Here is a 17,861-nt window from a genome sequence, read left to right as displayed (position 1 = left end):
CCGTGACCATGACCCCCACCCTGGTGGTGACCATGCTTCCCCCCACCGCCGTTGGCACAGTCGTTGCCGAACGTGGGATTGAGCACCCCGACGACGTTGACGGTGTTGCCGCAGACGTTCACCGGTACGTCGACCGGCGCCTGGACGTTGTTGCCGGAGGCGATACCGGGCGAGTTGGCCGCGCTTCCGCCAGCGCCCGCGTCCGCGTGCGCATAGCCGGCGGCCGCGGCGAGTACGCCGCCGGCCGCCGCCATGGTGATCAGGCCCTTTCTTGCGACCTGTCTCATATGTTCGTTCCCCTGCCTCGTGCCTTACAGGAATGGATGCGAGTAGCGATATCCATGGAGAGTTCCAGGAAAGGTCCACCCGCACTCCGAAATACCCAGAGGCTCCGGAACGCATGGCACGCATTCCGGAGCCGAGCCGAATCGGGCGCCTTCGGGTACAGGTGCGACACCAAAGCGACTCAGACGGTCACTTGTTGACGCAGTAGTTGCCGAAGGTGGGGTTCAGCAGCCCGACCACGGAGATCGTGTTGCCGCAGGCGTTCACCGGGACGTGCACCGGGACCTGGACGTTGTTCCCGGAAACGATGCCGGGCGAGTTCACGGCGGCACCCTGGGCGCCCGCGTGGGCGGAGGCCAGGCCCGCACCGGCGAGCACCAGGCCGCCGGCGGCCGCCGCAGCAGCGACGATCTTCTTGATCATTGTTCCTCCTTGTAGGACAAGGCGATCCCAGCCGCGGATCGCATCCACCACAACGAGGAAAAGGCCGTTGAAGCTACGAACACATCTAGTCATTCACTCTTTTCAGCTAAGTCGACTCGAACATCGAACAACAGATAATCCGCGCCGCGTTCAGCCTCAACTCTGGTCGATGAAACGATCCAGCACCCGCACTCCGAACTTCAGTCCGTCCACCGGGACCCGCTCGTCGACCCCGTGGAACATTCCCGCGAAGTCCAGCTCCGGCGGCAGCTTCAGCGGCGCGAAGCCGAATCCGCGAATCCCCAGACGGTCGAACGACTTGGCGTCCGTACCGGCGGAGAGCATGTAGGGCACGGCCCGCGCGATCGGGTCCTCGGCCTGCAGCGCCGACTGCATCGCGTCCACCAGCGCCCCGTCGAACGAGGTCTCCAGCGCCTTGTCCGCGTGCACGTCCTCGCGCTTGACCCGCGGCCCCAGGATCCGGTCCAGGTCGGCGAGGAACTCCTCCTCGAAACCGGGCAGGAAGCGCCCGTCGACATGCGCCGTGGCCTGGCCCGGAATCACATTGACCTTGTACCCGGCGCCCAGCTGCGTCGGGTTCGCGGTGTTCCTGAGCGACGCACCGATCAGCTTGGCGATGCCGCCGAGCTTGGCCAGGGTGTCGTCCATGTTCTCCGGGTCGAGTTCGGTGCCCAGCGCGTCCCCGAGCTGGTCGAGGAAGGCCCGCAGCGTCTTGGTCACCCGGACCGGGAACTCGTGGCGGCCCAACCGCCCGACGGCCTCGGACAGTTCGGTGATCGCGTTGTCCTTGTGGATCATCGAACCGTGCCCGGCCGACCCGTCCACGGTCAGCTTCATCCAGTGCATGCCCTTCTGGGCCGTCTCGATGAGGTACAGCCGCAGCTGATCGTTGACCTTGAAGGAGAAGCCGCCGACCTCGCTGATCGCCTCCGTCACGCCCTCGAAGAGCTCCGGGTGGTTGTCGACGAGGTAGCGCGCGCCGTACGTGCCGCCCGCCTCCTCGTCGGCGAGGAACGCCAGCACGATGTCCCGCGGCGGCTTGCGTCCGGTGCGCAGCCGGTCACGGACGACGGCCAGCGTCATGGCGTCCATGTCCTTCATGTCGACCGCGCCGCGTCCCCAGACGCACCCGTCCGCGATCTCCCCCGAGAACGGGTGGTGGGTCCAGTCGTCGGCGTTGGCCGGCACCACGTCCGTGTGCCCGTGGATCATCAGCGCGGGCCGCGAGCGGTCCTCGCCCTCGATCCGGGCGACGGTCGAGGCACGGCCCTTGTGGGACTCGAAGATCTTCGGATCCAGGCCGACCTCGGCGAGCTTCTCCGCGACGTACTCGGCGGCGGCCCGCTCACCCGGACCCGAGTGGTCGCCGTAATTGCTGGTGTCGATCCTGATCAGATCCCGGCACAGGTCGACCACCTCGTCCTCGCCGGTGACCGTACGAGCCGGCTGCGCCTCGCTCATGCCTGAACCTCGCTTCGCTCGGGCCCGCCTGCGCGGAGCGTGCACCTGTCCATGATCCGTTCGCGGAGCTCACTCACACTGCCTCCTGTTGGTAGGGGCCCCGCCGCGCGCCCGAGCAGGGCCCCGGCGGCGGGGGTCCTGGCCATCCTCCACCCGCCGCCCGCTTCACCCAAGGCAGTAATACGCCCGACATGCGCTGGTCACAGGCCCTGACCCGGCCAACTGCGCAGGTGATCGACCACCCCCGAAGGTTTGCTATTGTTTTCCACGTCGGAACGGCCCAGGCCGAAACGGCAGACACCTTGTCCGGGTGGCGGAATGGCAGACGCGCTAGCTTGAGGTGCTAGTGCCCTTTATCGGGCGTGGGGGTTCAAGTCCCCCCTCGGACACTCTTGACGATCAGCGCCCGCCATGGCTCCGGCCAGGCGGGCGTTGGTCGTTTTCGTGCCGGTGCGCCGTGACGGGCACCACCCGAGCCGAGGTTCTCCCGCCCATGAGACGCAGATCCCCCCTTCCCCCGGCGCCGCTCCCCCAGCGGGACGGTGTCGATCCCGCGCGGGTGCGGCTGCCCGCCGATCCGGACGGGGCGTGGCGGACCGTGCGGGATCACCTGGTGGACCGCTTCCAGGGGGCGATCGGGGCCGGCCGGGTCGCACAGATGCTGGAGGCCGGACGGTTCGTCGGGGTGGACGGGGCGCTGAGCGGGGAGGAGCCCTATCTGGCCGGGCGGTATGTGTGGTTCCACCGGGACTTCGCGCCGGAGGTGCCGGTGCCGTTCGAGGTGGGGATCGTCCATCGGGACGAGCGGATCGTGATCGCCGACAAGCCGCACTTCCTGGCCACGACGCCGCGCGGGCGGCATGTCACCGACACCGCGCTGGCGCGGCTGCGGCGCGATCTGGGACTGCCCGCGCTGCAGCCCGCGCACCGCCTCGACCGGCTGACGGCGGGCCTGGTGCTGTTCGTCGTACGGCCCGAGGACCGGGGCGCGTACCAGGGGCTGTTCAGCGGGCGGCGGGTGCGCAAGGAGTACGAGGCGGTGGCGCCGTACGACGGGGGCGTGGCACTGCCGGTGACGGTGCGCAGCCGGATCGTCAAGGAGCGTGGGGTGCCGGCCGCCCGGGAGGTGGCCGGCGAGGCCAACGCGGTCAGCCGGGTCGAGCCGGCCGGGCGGCGGGGCGGGCTCGGGCGCTACCGGCTGCTGCCGGAGACCGGGCGCACCCATCAGCTGCGGGTGCACATGAACCGTCTCGGGCTGCCGATCCTGAACGATCCGCTCTTTCCGGGCTCCCCGGGCGGGCCCGCCGGCGGCGAGGACGTGGAGCCGGAGGACTTCGGTACGCCGCTGCAACTGCTGGCGAGGGTGCTGGAGTTCAGGGATCCGGTGGACGGCCGGGAGTGGCGGTTCGAAAGCCGGCTGCGGCTGGCGGCGTGGGACGCGGGGCCGTTGGCCCGATCGTGAGACCGGGGTGACGCACGCCACTTATGCTGACGCCGAGGCCTGGGCTCAGGGGCGAGGGACGGCAGCGGGGGCGGCGGTGCGGGTACGGATCGAGGTGGACCGCGACGGGGTCGCGGACGGCTGGGACGACGGTGCCGGTGAGGCGGTGCGGTCGCTGTACACCTGGCTGGGCGGTGACCCGGAGGTGGCCGGCGGGGCCGGTCTGTCGCTGGTGCGGCGCGCCGAGGAGCCGGGGCGCATGGGGCCGGTGCCGGAGGCCGTCCAGGCGGTGTTCGACAGCGGGGTGCAGCTGGCGTCGCTGGTGGTGGCGGTGGCCGGCTGGCGCAGTACGCGGCCGCGGGGCGACCGGGTGCACATCGAGCGGGCGGGGGTCCGGGTGACCGTCGACGGCGGGGACCCCGAGGCCGTCGCGCGGGTCCTGCGGGCGCTCGGCGAGGGCGCGGACCCCCGGGACGGGGGCGACGAGGGGCCCGGGGCGCCGGTGGACCCGCCCCGGCAGCGGGATTAGCGTGCCGGAGCCGCAGCTGTCCGATCCGTCGCGTTCGCGCGCCGTGCTGATCGGTACGGACACCTATGACCATCCGGCGCTGGGCAACCTCCCGGCGGTGCGCAACAACCTGGGGCGGTTGCGTGAGTTGCTCTGCGACACCGGAGCCTGGGGACTGGCGCCGGAGCGGTGCGCCGTGCTGCCGCAGCCGTCCCGGGAGGCGATGCTGGACACGGTGCACGACGCGGCCGCCGAGGCCGCGGACACCGTGCTGCTGTACTACGCGGGCCACGGTCTGGTGCACCCGCAGTCCGGGGAGCTGCACCTGACGCTGCCGGAGTCGGATCCGGACCGGCCGCACACGGCGGTGCGCTACGAGGAGCTGCGGTCGATCCTGCTCTCCCCGGTCGGCGGGCGCCCTTCGGCCCGGCGCAAGGTGGTCGTCCTGGACTGCTGCTGGAGCGGTCTGGCGCTGGGCGGGATGAGCTCCGGCGACCTCGCGCCGGCGACCGCGGTGCACGGCGCCTTCGTGCTGACCGCGACCGCGGCGACGCGCCAGGCGCTGGCCGTACCGGGAGAGACCTACACCGCCTTCACCGGTGAGCTGATCGACGTCATCGGTTCCGGGGTGGCGGACGGACCGGCGCTGCTGAGCATGACGGTGCTCTACGAGGAGGTGGCGCGGGCGCTCGCCGCGAAGGGCCGGCCGCTGCCCCGGCAGACCAACAGCGATCACGCCGGGCGGATCTGCCTGTTCCGCAACCGCGCCGCGGGCGAACGCCGCGAGGGGCCGGAGGGCGGGGCGGGGCGCACCGCGGTCGCGGACCGGCCCGTGCGCACCGCGGCCCCACCGCCCGCACCGACCACACCAACCGCGCCGCCCGCGCCGGAGCGGCGGCCCGGCGAGCGGCGGCCGTCGTTGCCGGAGCTGGTGCCCGTGCCGCCGGACGGGCCGCCCGTGGTGCGGCTGGGGCGGTACCCCGTCACCCACGCGCAGTTCCGGGCCTTCCTGTGCGATCCGGCGAACGCGCGCTGGCGTCCTGAGGACGCGCGGGCGGCGGGGGAAGACGTCGACGACGGCTATCTGCGGGGCTGGCACGGCCTGGAGTTCCCGGAGGGGCGCGGCGGGCATCCGGTCGTCGGGGTGAGTGCCCAGGCCGCCGGCGCGTATGCCGAGTGGGCGGGGCGGCGGCTCGGGACGGCGCTGCGGCTGCCGACGGCACGGGAGTGGGAACTGGCCGCGCGGGCCGGGCGGGCCGGCGAGTGGTGGCGGGCGGAGATCGTCGCGGGGCGGGTCAACTTCCGTGGCAGCTTTGGGGAGTTGGCGCCCGTCGGGGAATTCCCGCCGAATCCGTACACCATCGGCGACCTGCTCGGTAACGTCTGGGATATCTGCGTGGACGACGCGGGCTCACCGGTATTGCTCGGCGGCGCCTATGACACTCCCGTCACGCGTCTGCGGGAGCGGCTGTCGCCACGGTCACCGGCCGAGTGCCGGGGGAACGCGGGATTCCGGTGCGCCGGTGCGGTGTGACGACGAGGCGTGACGAGGAGGGGGTCCGATGCGGGGGGACGGCGTCGAGGAGGTGCTGAGGCGCCTGCCGCACACCTGGACGGCCGACGAGGCCGAGCAGGTCAAGCAGCGGTTCCGGCAGAGTCGGCCGGCCGTGCCGAAGCGCCTGGTGAGCAGGGTGTGGCAGTACTGGCTCCAGCAGTGCCCGGACGAGCCGCTGTTCGGCGACACCGAGGACGATCTGGCACTGGTGCTGCATGCGCGGGCGTTGGGGCTGCGGGTTCCGGGAGGGGAGATCGGGGCCGACGACGGCGCGGTGGCGCACTGTGCCCGGCGGGCCCGGGAGTCCGCCGACTGCGGGCCGTTGTTCCCGGCACCGCCGCCCTGGGGACCGAAGGCGGCGCTCGCGCCGCAGGTCCGGGCGGCGCTCGCGTCGTCGCTGCTGCGGGCGTGGGTGGCGGGGGACGAGCAGGGCCCCGTCGAGGTACTGGTGGTCGGCGAGGGCGTTCCGGAGATCCGGCAGCAGGTGGTGCAGGCGGCGCTGACGACCTGTCTGCGGGTCAACGGCCTGAGCGATCCGGAGAGCGGGGACTTCGTCGGGGACCACCTCGGCGTCGGGCTGATCCGGGTGACGGCCGGGCTGTCCGGCACCCAGCCCTCGCTCGACCTGCCGTCGGTCTTCCGCGCACGGTCGGTGACGGTGGCGGACGGCTCGTCGTCGACGGCCCGCGGCGCGCTGCGCGACTTCGTCGGCCTGCTGCGGTCGCTGGCGCACGAGACGAGCCTGGTGGAGGTCGCCGACATCGCGTACGGGGAGCTGGTGGCGTACGCCCGGGGGATGCGGGCGCTCGCCGACCGGGCGGCGGCCGAGACCGACCGGGCGCTGCTGCGCCCGCCCCGGGAGGCGGACGGCCCGCGCGCAACCGGTCTGGTGTCCCTCCAGCCGTATCTGCGGACCACGCGGGGGCACGGCGCCACCGTGAGGCTGGAGTTCAGCCCGGACCTGTTCACCACGGACGCCTACCTCGGCGTCGAGCAGGCCCATCAGCGGGTGCTGTCCCAGCGGCTGACCATGGACGCGCGGCTGCGCCTGGATCAGCTGGAGGCCGAGATCAAGCAGTTGACGGCCGACCGGGAGGCGTTCGAGGGGGCGACCCCGGAGGAGCGGCGGGCGCTGTGGCCGGCGACGGTGCTGCTGGTGGAGCGGTTCGACGAGCCGACCGGCCGGACCATCCGGCTCACCGAGCCCGAGGAGCGGGAGACCGAGCAGTACTACCAGGTCAATGTGCCGCAGCTGATCACGATGCGGGAGAAGTGGGCCCGGCGGATGGGCGAGCTGGTGGAGCAGCTGGAGACGGCGGTGCACCGGCCCCACGCACCGGCGCGCCAGGTGGCCGCCGGGCGGTTCCTCGACGCCGCCCTGCGCGACGCGGCGCCCGACGAGAGTCCCGCCACCGAACGCGCCTTCCTCGCCTGGCGCAAGGACGTCGCGCCGATGCTGTGGTTCGAGTGGCGCTGCGCGCTGCGGGCGCAGGGCATCGCGCCGTCGGACGTGTTCACCCCGCACACGGTGCTGATCAGCCGCTATCTGCCGCCGGCCGGCGAGGACCCGGCGCTTTTGTCCGTCCATCCGTACACGCTGGTGGACACCGCCCGCTCCGCGGTGCTCGCCGACGCCGGGCGCGCCGTGGTGGTGGTGCGCGACGCCACCGACCACGCCGAGCCCGCGCCGTCCGACACCGTCGGCCCCACCGCGCAGGCACTCTGGGACGAGCTGGCCCAACTGGCCGAGAAGCCGCATGCCGAGGAGGAGTTCGGCCGCCGCTTCATCGAGGCGCTGCGGGCGCAGCCGTACGGTGTGGCCCGCCGGATGGTCGAGGCGCTGCAGCCGGCCGGGCCGGGCTCGGCCGAGGCGGACGAGATCGAGACGGCGTTGCGGGCCGCGGAGCGGCACACCTCGATCGGCGAGGGGATGGACCGGGCGCTGCTGGCGATGCGCAACGAGGCCTTCCTCACCGCCCGCGAGTGCCTGGACGACGTCCGCGGCGAGCCGCGCTGGCAGGCGCGGGCCTGGTTGCTGCGGGCGATCGTGGAGTGCCGCGCCGCCCGGCTGGAGGCCCGGGAGATTCCGGGACTGCTCGGGCATCAGATGCCCGGTCTGCCCGACACGGCGCTGCGGGCCCTGGACGAAGCGGGCACCGCCGACGCGGAGTTCACCCTGGCCTGGTTGGAGGCGCTGCCGGAGGCCGGTCTGGACAAGGGCATCCGGCGGCTGTTCCAGGGGCTGCCGCGGGCGCGGGCCAGCTGCAAGGGGGATCCGCTGAACAAGGTGAGCGCCGAGCGGGAGTACGCGGTGTGGCTCTTTCGGCGGGCGGTGGAGAACGCCCGGCTGGCCCGGCAGTTGGACGAGGCCGGCGAGGAGCTCGCCGAGCACCAGGAGGCGGTGGACGCGGCGCTGGCCAAGCTGGGCCGGGCACTGGAGGAGATTCTCGTGGGGCCGTACGTCGGGGGCTCGCGCGGTGCGGCCGAGGAGCTGTTCGAGGTCCTGTCCGGACAGGAACCGCCGCGCTACGGCCGGGTCGCGGGGAGGTGAGCGATGGACAACGAGCTGTACGTCGTATGGATGGTGCGGACGTCGGAGCGTGCGAGGGCGGCCGTGGAGGAGGCGCTGGGCAACTTCGCCGTGCAGGATCTGCTGCACCGGATCGGGCGGTTCAGCGAGGCGGAGAGCCGGCTGGCGGAGCTGGCCGCGCGGATCCACGCCGCGTTCACCCCGCCGGAGCTGCCGGCCACGTTCACCGGGCGGCATCTGCATCTGCTGGTCGGGCCGACCGCTCAGCCGCTGCTCGCGGAGGTCCTGCAGTGTCCGGAGTCCGATGTCTTCGCGACGCTCTTCGACTCCCACCAGCTGGCCGGGGCGCTGCGTGAGGCCGGGCACCGGCAGGACGGCATCGACGACGCCGAGTTGCTGCTGCTGGCGCTGCTGGCCCGGCTGCCCCGGCTCGCCGCCCGGCACGGGCTGGAGTCGCGCGACTGGGGCGGCTTCGTCGAGAGCCGGGCCTGGCTGACCCCCTACGCGCTGGACCGGCTCACCGAACTCGCCCGGCGGCGCGACTGGTCCGCCGACGCCGGGCCCACCCAGATCCTCGCCGGCGTGCTGGAGGGTGTCGGCGGGCGGCAGGACGCGGACCGGTCGGCGCGGTTCGACGCGCTGGCGCTGATCGAGCTGCGCCGGCGGATCGGCCTGCTCGGCGAGCGCTTGCGCGGTGACGCGCTGGAGCACGCGGAGGAGGCCGCGCGGCTGGCGCCGGACCTCACCAGCGTGCGCCGGCTGCCGGCGTGGCTGGAACTGTACGAGCACCATGCGGTGGCCGTGGGCATGCGGCGGTTGTTCGCCGGTTCGGTGACGGTCAGCGAGCAGCTCATGGGCCTGTACAGCCAGCCGCCCGCGGAAACCGGGAAACCGAAGCCGGAGGCGACTCTGCAGGTGGTCAACGAGGTCCGCTACGGCTTCCTGAAGCGGCGGATGTCGTTCGACATCGCCTGCGAGGTGGAGGGGCAGACACACCCCCTGCTCGTACTGCGCTGCCGCGGCGTGCTGCCCGACCACTACCCCGCCATCCGCGACACCCTCCACCAGCTGCGCGGCGGCGACCTCGCCCCGCAGGGCCAGAGCCTGGGCGAGCGGCTGCTCAACACCTCGGTGCCACAGCGGGTGGGGCTGCCCGGACGGCTGCGCTCGGCCCTGCACCGCCACAGCACCGAGGCGGTCCAGTGCGTGGTCCTCACCGGCATCCGCCAGCCGGTCGCGGTGCCCGCGCCCTGGCGCGATCACCTGGGGACGGCGCTGCCGTACGGGCCGCCGCCGGGCGGGGACAGCGTGTTCCCCGCGGTGGCGGAGGTGACCCGCGCGCTGCGGGAGAGCGTTCCCGCGTCGCGGCCGGTCGTGGAGGTGGAGTAAGGCGCGGCCCCGGCCTCGGTCGCCGGCCGACCACGCTTCGTACACGAGGAGTTGAGCAGCACTGATGCGCACGTTCCGATCTCTCCGGGAGGGCCGGTGCCCACGACGAGCAACCCCGCGATCCGCAACCTGCTGACGCTGGACGGTGCGGTCGCGCCGGCCGGCACGGACCGCTCCGGCGGCGGCGCGCCCTCGGCCGCGCCGGACCGTCCGATCACGCTCGACGACATCGTCGTCAAGACCCTGACCGTCCTGGCCGTCCTGACGGTGAGCGCCGTCCTCACGGTCTTCTTCGCACTCGGTTTCCTGGCCCTGCCGGCCCTGTTGGCGGGGCTGGGCATCGGCATCCATCTGAGCGTCCGGCCCCGGCCCGGCGCCGGGCCGGTGCTGCTGTTCGCGGCCGTGCAGGGGATCGTGCTCGGCGAGGCCACCCGGTTCTTCGACGGCCTGCACCCGGGCGTGGGGACACAGGCCGTCCTCGGCACCGGCTGCCTCTTCGCCGGCACGCTGGCGGCGTACGCCACCCGTGTCGTGCGGGTCAGTGCGAAGGTGACGCGCTGGGCGGTCGGTCTGGCGATCGGGCTGCTGGTGCTGTTCCTGGCGGACCTGGTGGCGTCGGAGGTCTTCGGCGCGGATCTCGGACTGCGGAACGGCGGAGTGGTGGCGGTGGTCGTCAGTGTGGTGGTGATCGCCGCGGCGTCCTTCTTCTTCCTGGTGGAGTTCGAGGCCGCCAACCGCTTTCTGCAGTCCGGCGCGTCGCACCGGTGGGCCTGGTACGTGGCCTTCGGCCTCGCGATGACGCTGGTCTGGCTCTATCTGGAGCTGCTGCGGCTGCTGTCGTACCTGCGGTGGTGGTGAGGCGGGCGGCCGGCCGAAGGGGGTCGGCGTCCCCCGGAATTGCGATGCGGGCGGAACCCGGGCGTGCATAGGGTGCGCGGGTCGCTGGAGTGTGAGAAAGGGCCGGACGGATGCTGATCTTCGATGCCGATGACACGCTGTGGGAGAACAACGTGATCTACGAGCGGGTCATCGACGAGTTCCTGGACTGGATGGTGCATCCCGAGCTCGACCGCGCGGAGGTGCGGACCCTCCTGGACGGGATCGAGGCGGTGAACGCGCCGACCCTCGGATACGGCAGCAAGGTGTTCCTGCACAGCCTCGGGGAGTGTGTGGAGCGGCTGCGGGGCCGGGCCGCCACCACCGAGGAGTCGGCCCGGATCGCCGGGTGGGCGGCGGCCTTCGCCGGCGAGCAGGTGGAGTTGATCCCCGGCGTGGCCGAGACGCTCGCCGAGCTGTCCCGGCGGCACGAGTTGCTGCTGCTGACCAAGGGCGACACCGAGGAGCAGGAGCGGAAGGTGGCGGCGTCGGGGCTGACCGGGCACTTCCGGGGTGTGCACATCGTGGCGGAGAAGAACGTCGCCACCTACGAGGAGCTGACCCGCTCCTACGGCCTGGTCCCGGCCTCGACCTGGATGATCGGCAACTCCCCCAAGTCGGACATCCTGCCGGCCCGCTCCGCCGGCCTCAACGCGGTGTTCATCCCGAACGACCACACCTGGGTTCTGGAGCACAGCGCCCTCGACCCCCAGGACGAGAAGGTGCTGCAGCTCTCGGCGTTCGCCGAGTTGCTGCAGCACTTCTGACGCTCTGCGTCTACAGCGGTTCGCCGTCGGCCAGTTCACCGCCTTCGACGGCGAGCCAGCGGGTGATGCCGATGTCCCGCAGGAACGGCAGGTCGTGGCTGACGACCAGGAGCGCGCCCTCGTAGGACTCCAGTGCCGTGACGAGCCGGCGGACCGAGGCCATGTCGAGGTTGTTCGTCGGCTCGTCGAGCATCAGCAGCTGCGGGGCCGGCTCGGCCAGCATCAGGGCGGCGAGCGAGGCGCGGAAGCGTTCGCCGCCGGAGAGCGTGCCGGCCGTCTGGTCGGCGCGGGCGCCCTTGAACAGGAAGCGGGCGAGCCGGGCGCGGATGCGGTTGTTGGTGGCGTCCGGGGCGAAGCGGGCGACGTTCTCGACGACGGTCAGGGTGTTGTCGAGGACCTCCAGGCGCTGCGGGAGGAAGCGGTAGGGGACATGGACCTGCGCCGTTCCGTCCTCCGGCGGGATCTCACCGGCGATGGTGCGCAGCAGGGTGGTCTTGCCGGAGCCGTTGCGGCCGGTGAGCGCGATCCGCTCGGGGCCGCGCACCTCCACGTCGGCGCGGGCGCCGTAGCGGGTCCTCAGGGCCTGCAGGGTCAGGACGGTGCGACCCGGCGGCACGGCGGTGTGCGGCAGGTCGATACGGATCTCGTCGTCGTCGCGGACGGCTTCGGCGGCCTCGTCGAGGCGCTCCCTGGCCTCCTTGAGGCGTTCGGTGTGCATGATGCGGTGCTTGCCGGCGGACACCTGGGCCTCTCTCTTGCGCTCGTTCATGACGATCTTCGGTTCGCGCTTGTTGGCGTTCATCTTGTTGCCGTAGCGGACCCGGCGGGCCAACTTGACGTGGGCGTCGGCCAGTTCGCGCTTCTGGCGCTGCACGTCGGCCTCGGCGACCCGCACCATGCGCTCGGCCGCCTCCTGCTCGACGGCCAGGGCCTCCTCGTACGCGCCGAAGTTGCCGCCGTACCAGTGGATCTCGCCGCCGCGGAGGTCGGCGATCCGGTCGACGAGCTGGAGGAGTTCACGGTCGTGGCTGACCACCACCAGCACCCCGGACCAGCCGGCGACCGCGTCGTACAGCCGCTGCCGGGCGGCCCGGTCGAGGTTGTTGGTGGGCTCGTCGAGCAGCAGGACGTCCGGGCGGCGCAGCAGCAGGGCGGCCAGCCGCAGCAGGACGGACTCGCCGCCGGAGACCTCGCCGATGGTGCGGTCGAGGTCGATGCCGGGCAGCCCGAGCTGGTCGAGGGTGGCCCGGGCACGCTCCTCGACGTCCCAGTCGTCGCCGACGGCGGTGAAGTGCTCCTCGCTCGCGTCGCCGTTCTCGATGGCGTGCAGGGCGGCGCGGGCCGCGGCGATGCCGAGGGCCTGGTCGACCCGGAGGTGGGTGTCGAGCGGGGCGTTCTGGGGGAGGTAGCCGACCTCGCCGGCCACCTTGACGCTGCCCGCGGTCGGGGTCAGTTCGCCCGCGATCAGCTTCAACAGGGTGGACTTTCCCGATCCGTTGAGGCCGATCAGGCCCGTACGGCCGGGGCCCACGGCGAGTTGGAAGTCCGCGAGGACGGGGCTGCCGTCGGGCCAGGCGAAGCCGAGGCCGGTGCAGACGATGGAGGTGGGGGCCGCGAAGGACGCGGAGGTGGGCGACTTTGACATACAGGTCTCCAGAGGCGCGAGGTGCGTGAGCGGGGGGACTGCGCGGGGAGACACCGCGGGAACGCCGAGATGCGCCGGGGTACGCCGTAGGGCACTCCGAGGTCACGGACAGGGCCGCGCGATGCAGGGCATACGCGGGCGCGGTGTCTGTAGGACCTCAGACGAGCAACGGCCTTCTCCAATCGGCGGCAATGGGACCGACAACGACGGTACGGGGGGCGCCACCAAAAAGCAAACGCTATTTTCGTTGCGTTAGGCGGAGGGGTGTGGAGCGCGGACGACCCAGGCGGCCGGCGGCCTCCTCCTCTCCGAAGGTGGCGCCCCCGGGGCCTACTCCCCCGCCTCGTCGCGCGGGCGCAGCCGCACCCGGGCCGGGCCGGCGGCCTGGAGGGTGATGCCGGCGGCCACCGGCACCTCCTGGTCCACGGCCTCGAGTTCGTACGCGCGCAGCAGCGTCGCCAGCGCCAGCACCGACTCCAGCATCGAGAAGTGCTGCCCGATGCAGGCGCGCGGGCCGCCGCCGAAGGGGAACCACGCGTAGCGGTGGCGTGCGGCCTCCCGCTCGGGCGCGAAGCGGCGCGGGTCGAAGCGCTCCGGGTCCTCCCACAGCGCCGGGTCGCGGTGGGTGACCCAGGGGGAGACGATCACATCGGCACCAGCCGGAATGCGGTATCCACCGATCTCGGTGGCGGCCACGGCCCGGCGGCTGACGACCGGCGCCGCCGGATACAGCCGCATGGACTCCTTGAGCGCCTGCGTCAGATACGGCAGCCGGTCCAGGTCCGCGGCCGTGGGGGCGCGGTCCCCCAGGACCCGGTCGATCTCCTCGCGGACCTTCGTCTGCTCCTCGGGGTGCCGGGCGAGCAGGTACAGGGTGAAGGCCAGGGAGGTCGCGGTGGTCTCGTGCCCGGCCAGCAGGAAGATCAGGACCTGCTCGCGGACCTCGGCGGCGTCGAGGGAGCCGTCCTCGTCGTTGCCGGCCGCCATCAGGAGCGAGAGCAGATCGGAGCCCTGGCCCTCGTCGTCCCCGCCGTCCGCCGTCCCGGACGCCGCCCGGCGGTCCGCGACGATCCGGTCGCACAGGGCGTTCAGCTCGTCGATCGCGGCCCGCGCCCGCAGATTGCCGGGGGTGGGCCAGCCGCGCGGGATCTTCACCGGTACGTAAGTGCGCTGTATGACATAGGCGTTGATGACCGGGAAGCACCGGTGGATGGCCTCGACGGCCTCCTCGATGTCCAGGCCGAAGAGGATCCGGGTGACGGTGCGCAGCGCGAGCCGGTTCATCTCGGGGACCAGGTCGACGGTGCCGCTCGGCGCGGTCCGCCAGCGGCCGACGACGGCATCGGCCTCGGTCGTCACGGCCGAGGCGTAGCCGTCGACCCGGCGCTTGGTGAACAGCGGCTGCACCAGCCGCCGCTGACGGAGGTAGTCGGCGTCCTGGCTGGTGAGCAGGCCGTTGCCGAAGGACTGCCGGACCTCCTCGTACAGGGGGTGGTCCTTGCGGAAGTTGGCGGCCTGGGAGCCCAGGATCTGCTGGACGCCCTCGGGCGCGAAGACGGCGTGGAACACACTGCGCAGACCGGGCGGACCGGCCTCCAGGCGCACCACCTCGCCGTGTGCGCGCCGGGCGTCGAGGAAGGTGCGCAGGGAGTCGCGCCGCAGGTCGAGCATCGAGCCGAGGACGGGGAGCCCGGACGGTCCGGGTACCTCGGTCCGCGGGGCCGAACCGGGCTGGGGGTGGGAATCGGTGAGGGACATGCTGGGATCTCTATCCCGGTTGCGGGTCTGCCTAATCCCGGCGCCGCGTACACCAGTTCCCGATCCCGGGCGTCGCGGGCCCCCGGTCCCCTCCGGAGGGGAGGGGCCGGGAGGGCCCGAAGGGCCACGTAACATGAGCCGGATGATCAACAAGCGTGCCGGCCGAGCGGCCACCGCAGCCCCGTGCCGGGTCACCGTCTGCCGCGGCTGCTGCTGCGGCGACGCGGCCAAGATTCCGGGCGTCGACCACGCCGGTCAGATCCCCCGGCTCCGGGCGGCGCTGGACGGTGCGGCACCGGTGCGGGCCTCGGAGTGCCTGGACGTCTGCGACCAGGCCAACGTCGTCGTGGTCCAGCCGTCGGCCGCGGGCCGGGCAGCCGGCGGGCGCCCGGTCTGGCTGGGTCTGGTCAACGACGACGACGCACTGGCCGACATCGCCGCCTGGATACGCGCCGGCGGCCCGGGTCTCGCCGAGCCGCCGGGAGTGCTCGACCTGTACACGATCACGGTGTCACGGCGGGTGCGGGAGGGGCTGGAGGGCTAGGGCCTGTCCGATGGGTCAGGGCCGGGTCCGCGGCGTCTGGCACGGCACCTCGCGGCGTTGCCGAAACGTCCCGAGAGCTCCGCTATCGAGACGCTCCGGCGCCTTGCGATGTACCGCACCAGACGCCGCGGCCTATCCGACCCTGACCCACCGGACAGACCCTAGGGATGTCCGCGGGCGCGTCCACGGCGCCGGTCAGGACGACGAGTTGGCGGGTCGCCCGGGTCATCGCGACATAGCGGTCGACCGCTCCTTCGACGCCCTCGCCGAACGCCTCCGGGTCGATGAGGACGACCAGGTCGAACTCGAGCCCCTTCGACAGCTCGGGGGTCAGCGAGCGGACGCGGGGGTTCTCCCGGAACCTGCCCGCAGTTCTGTCGCCGGCGCCGATGACGCAGGCGGTCCCCTCCTCATGCGCGGTCAGCCAGGTGTCGAGGACCGAGTCCAGATCCTCGACGGCTCCGTGGACGACGGGGACGCCGCCGCTGCGGATCGAGGTCGGCACATTGGCGTCCGGGAGGACGGCCCGGATGACCGGCTCGGCTTCGGCCATGACCTCTTCCGGTGTCCGGTAGTTGATGCTCAGGGACGCCACCTCGATCCGGTCGAGCCCGATCCGCTCCAGCCGCTCCCGCCACGACTCGGTGAACCCGTGCCTGGCCTGGGCGCGGTCGCCGACGATGGTGAAGCTCCGGGACGGGCAGCGCAGCAGCAGCATCTGCCACTCCGCGTCGATCAGTTCCTGCGCCTCGTCCACGACGATGTGCGCGAACGGGCCGGCCGGGGGTCCTCCCACGCCATGGGGCAGTGGGCGCATGTCCGGTTCGGCGGTGGGCAGTTGGGCCTCGTCGACCAGGCTGACCCGGGCGTCCTCGCCGCGCAGCATCGTCACCAGGCCTTCGCCGTCGTCACCGTCGGCGCCGGAGTCGGCCGCGGCCTGGATCAGGTTGTCGACGACCTGCGTCATCTGCGCCCGCTGGGCGGCGAGGGCGGCCTCCTGCCGGCGCTTGCGCCGGGCGGCCTCCGGGTCGCCCAGGCGCTGCCGTGCCGCGTCCAGGAGCGGCAGGTCACAGACCGTCCAGGCCTGGGGGGCTTCCTTGCGCTGCAGCCTGCGCACCTCGTCGCGGCTGAGCCAGGGGGCGCACATCCGCAGGTAGGCGGGTACCGACCACAGGTCCCCGACGAGGTCGGCCGCTTCGAGCAGCGGCCAGGCGCGGTGGAGTGTGGTGACCAGTTCCTCGTCGTGCCGCAGGGACCGCTGGAACGACTCGGGCGAGACCTCGTCGCCGTCGTACTTGTCCAGCAGGATCGCGACCAGCTCCGCCCAGATCTGCTCGCGGGCCTCGTTGTGCGGCGTACCCGGTTCCGGTGCGCTGAATGCCGCGGCCCAGTCCTCTGCGCTCAGCCAGATGTCGGACCAGCCGGTCGCGACCGTCATCCCCTCGGCGGGCGGCTCCTCGTAGAACCTGACGGCCGTCTCGATCGCCTTCACCATGTCCGCGGACGACTTCAGCCGGGCCACCTCCGGGTCGGCCTCGCTCGTCGCCCCGTCCCCCTCGGCGACGAGGTCGCGCAGGGTGCAGGTCCGCACGCCCTCCTCTCCGAGGCTGGGCAGGACGTCGGCGACATAGGCCAGGTAGGGCTGGTGCGGACCGACGAACAGCACACCGCCGCGACGACGGCCCAGGCGCGGGTCGGAGTAGAGGAGGTAGGCGGCGCGGTGCAGGGCGACGACGGTCTTGCCGGTGCCCGGACCGCCGTCGACGACCAGCGCGCCGCGGGACCCCGCCCGGATGACGGCGTCCTGGTCGGCCTGGATGGTGCCGAGCACATCGCGCATCCGGGGCGACCGGTTGGCGCCCAGACTGGCGATGAAGGCGGACTGGTCGTCGAGCGCGGCGTGGCCGGCGAACCCGTCCGAGGTGAACACCTCGTCCCAGTAGTCGCTGATCCGCCCGCCGGTCCAGCGGTACCTGCGGCGGCTCGCCAGACCCATCGGGTGGGCGTGGGTGGCCGCGAAGAACGGCTCGGCCGCGGGAGAGCGCCAGTCGACCAGCAGCCGACGCCCCTCGCCGTCCGTCAGGCCGAGCCGTCCGACGTACACGGGCTCGGGGTGCTCCGCGCCGACCATGTGTCCCAGGCACAGGTCGAGGCCGAAGCGACGCAGTGCGCGCAGGCGAGCGGTCAGCCGGTGGATCTCGGTGTCCCGGTCCATCGCCTGCCGCCCGATGCCGCCGGGCGCCCTGCGCTCGGCGTCGAGGCGGTCGGACACCTCGGCGATCGCCTGGTCGAGGCTTGCCGCGACGGCCGCGAAGTGCTGCTCGTCGGCGGCGATCAGCGTCGGGTCGGCCTTGGGCAGAAGACGGTCGGGAAGGTCGAACGCGCTGGTGGTCAGGGGGTTCATGGCGGCAGCATCTTCCTCAGGCTCGGGCTTCGGCCTGCGATTTTGCGGGATGACCGGGGCCTTGCCGCAAGGCCCCCTGTGCGCTATAAGTTGAGAGTGGCAAGGAGTGGGTGCTCCCTCTTGCCGCCCCTCTTCCCTCTTCTCTCCCTCCCTTTGCGCCCCGGTGGCGTCGGCTCGGTGCGCGGCCGTACCAGTTGCCGGTTCCCGGTTACCGGTTACCGATGTCTTACGGAAGCGGGCCCCGCCTCGCACGG

General features: G+C 72.5%; 14 protein-coding genes and 1 tRNA gene. 9 read left to right on the top strand and 6 right to left on the bottom strand.

All coding sequences use genetic code 11. The features are described from left to right. The 3 genes from ACFWZH_RS31485 to ACFWZH_RS31475 all read right to left on the bottom strand — a co-directional run. On the bottom strand, positions 1-287 hold a 287-nt coding region (locus ACFWZH_RS31485), incomplete at its 3' end, for a chaplin (protein WP_384438912.1). Positions 288-474: 187 nt separating this feature from the next. Beyond that, on the bottom strand, positions 475-708 hold the full coding sequence (locus tag ACFWZH_RS31480) for a chaplin (RefSeq protein WP_384438909.1): 234 nt from the start codon (positions 706-708) through the stop codon (positions 475-477). 156 nt (positions 709-864) lie between these two features. Next, positions 865-2,190 (bottom strand): M20/M25/M40 family metallo-hydrolase, encoded by a 1,326-nt coding sequence (locus ACFWZH_RS31475; protein WP_384438906.1) that lies wholly within the window; start codon positions 2,188-2,190, stop codon positions 865-867. A gap of 304 nt (positions 2,191-2,494) precedes the next feature. Here ACFWZH_RS31475 and ACFWZH_RS31470 point away from each other — a divergent pair. The 8 genes from ACFWZH_RS31470 (at position 2,495) to ACFWZH_RS31435 (ending at position 11,256) form a co-directional block, all read left to right on the top strand. Further along, a tRNA-Leu gene (locus tag ACFWZH_RS31470) sits at positions 2,495-2,579 on the top strand. A 104-nt stretch (positions 2,580-2,683) separates the two neighbouring features. After that, a complete protein-coding gene (locus ACFWZH_RS31465) occupies positions 2,684-3,652 on the top strand; it encodes a pseudouridine synthase (RefSeq protein WP_384438903.1) in 969 nt (322 codons plus the stop codon). 7 nt (positions 3,653-3,659) lie between these two features. Continuing rightward, positions 3,660-4,160 (top strand): hypothetical protein, encoded by a 501-nt coding sequence (locus ACFWZH_RS31460; protein WP_384438900.1) that lies wholly within the window; start codon positions 3,660-3,662, stop codon positions 4,158-4,160. 1 nt (position 4,161) lies between these two features. Further along, a complete protein-coding gene (locus ACFWZH_RS31455) occupies positions 4,162-5,673 on the top strand; it encodes an SUMF1/EgtB/PvdO family nonheme iron enzyme (RefSeq protein ID WP_384438897.1) in 1,512 nt (503 codons plus the stop codon). 28 nt (positions 5,674-5,701) lie between these two features. Continuing rightward, entirely contained in the window at positions 5,702-8,245 is a 2,544-nt protein-coding gene (locus tag ACFWZH_RS31450) for a hypothetical protein (protein WP_384438894.1), read from the top strand. 3 nt (positions 8,246-8,248) lie between these two features. Beyond that, positions 8,249-9,613, top strand: a complete 1,365-nt coding sequence (locus ACFWZH_RS31445; protein WP_384438891.1) for a hypothetical protein — start codon at positions 8,249-8,251, stop codon at positions 9,611-9,613. 96 nt (positions 9,614-9,709) lie between these two features. Further along, positions 9,710-10,471 carry a Bax inhibitor-1/YccA family protein gene (locus ACFWZH_RS31440; RefSeq protein WP_384438889.1) on the top strand — a complete coding sequence of 254 codons (762 nt, stop codon included), beginning with the start codon at positions 9,710-9,712 and terminating at the stop codon, positions 10,469-10,471. Between the two features lie 110 nt (positions 10,472-10,581). Further along, entirely contained in the window at positions 10,582-11,256 is a 675-nt protein-coding gene (locus ACFWZH_RS31435) for an HAD family hydrolase (RefSeq protein WP_384438886.1), read from the top strand. A gap of 10 nt (positions 11,257-11,266) precedes the next feature. Here ACFWZH_RS31435 and ACFWZH_RS31430 read toward each other — a convergent pair whose 3' ends face one another. Continuing rightward, complete coding sequence (locus ACFWZH_RS31430; protein ID WP_384438883.1) at positions 11,267-12,901, bottom strand: ABC-F family ATP-binding cassette domain-containing protein; 1,635 nt, start codon at positions 12,899-12,901, stop codon at positions 11,267-11,269. 330 nt (positions 12,902-13,231) lie between these two features. Beyond that, on the bottom strand, positions 13,232-14,659 hold the full coding sequence (locus ACFWZH_RS31425) for a cytochrome P450 (protein WP_384438882.1): 1,428 nt from the start codon (positions 14,657-14,659) through the stop codon (positions 13,232-13,234). A gap of 142 nt (positions 14,660-14,801) precedes the next feature. Between ACFWZH_RS31425 and ACFWZH_RS31420 the strand changes: the two genes are divergently transcribed. After that, positions 14,802-15,203 carry a (2Fe-2S) ferredoxin domain-containing protein gene (locus ACFWZH_RS31420; RefSeq protein WP_384438879.1) on the top strand — a complete coding sequence of 134 codons (402 nt, stop codon included), beginning with the start codon at positions 14,802-14,804 and terminating at the stop codon, positions 15,201-15,203. Positions 15,204-15,285: 82 nt separating this feature from the next. Here the strand turns inward: ACFWZH_RS31420 and helR are convergent, their stop codons facing one another. Then, on the bottom strand, positions 15,286-17,607 hold the full coding sequence (gene helR / locus ACFWZH_RS31415; RefSeq protein WP_384438876.1) for an RNA polymerase recycling motor ATPase HelR: 2,322 nt from the start codon (positions 17,605-17,607) through the stop codon (positions 15,286-15,288). Between the last annotated feature and the right edge of the window lie 254 nt (positions 17,608-17,861).

The sequence above is a fragment of the Streptomyces sp. NPDC059008 genome (assembly GCF_042749045.1).
Taxonomy (GTDB): Bacteria; Actinomycetota; Actinomycetes; order Streptomycetales; family Streptomycetaceae; genus Streptomyces.
This window is presented reverse-complemented; position numbering and strand designations above follow the sequence as displayed.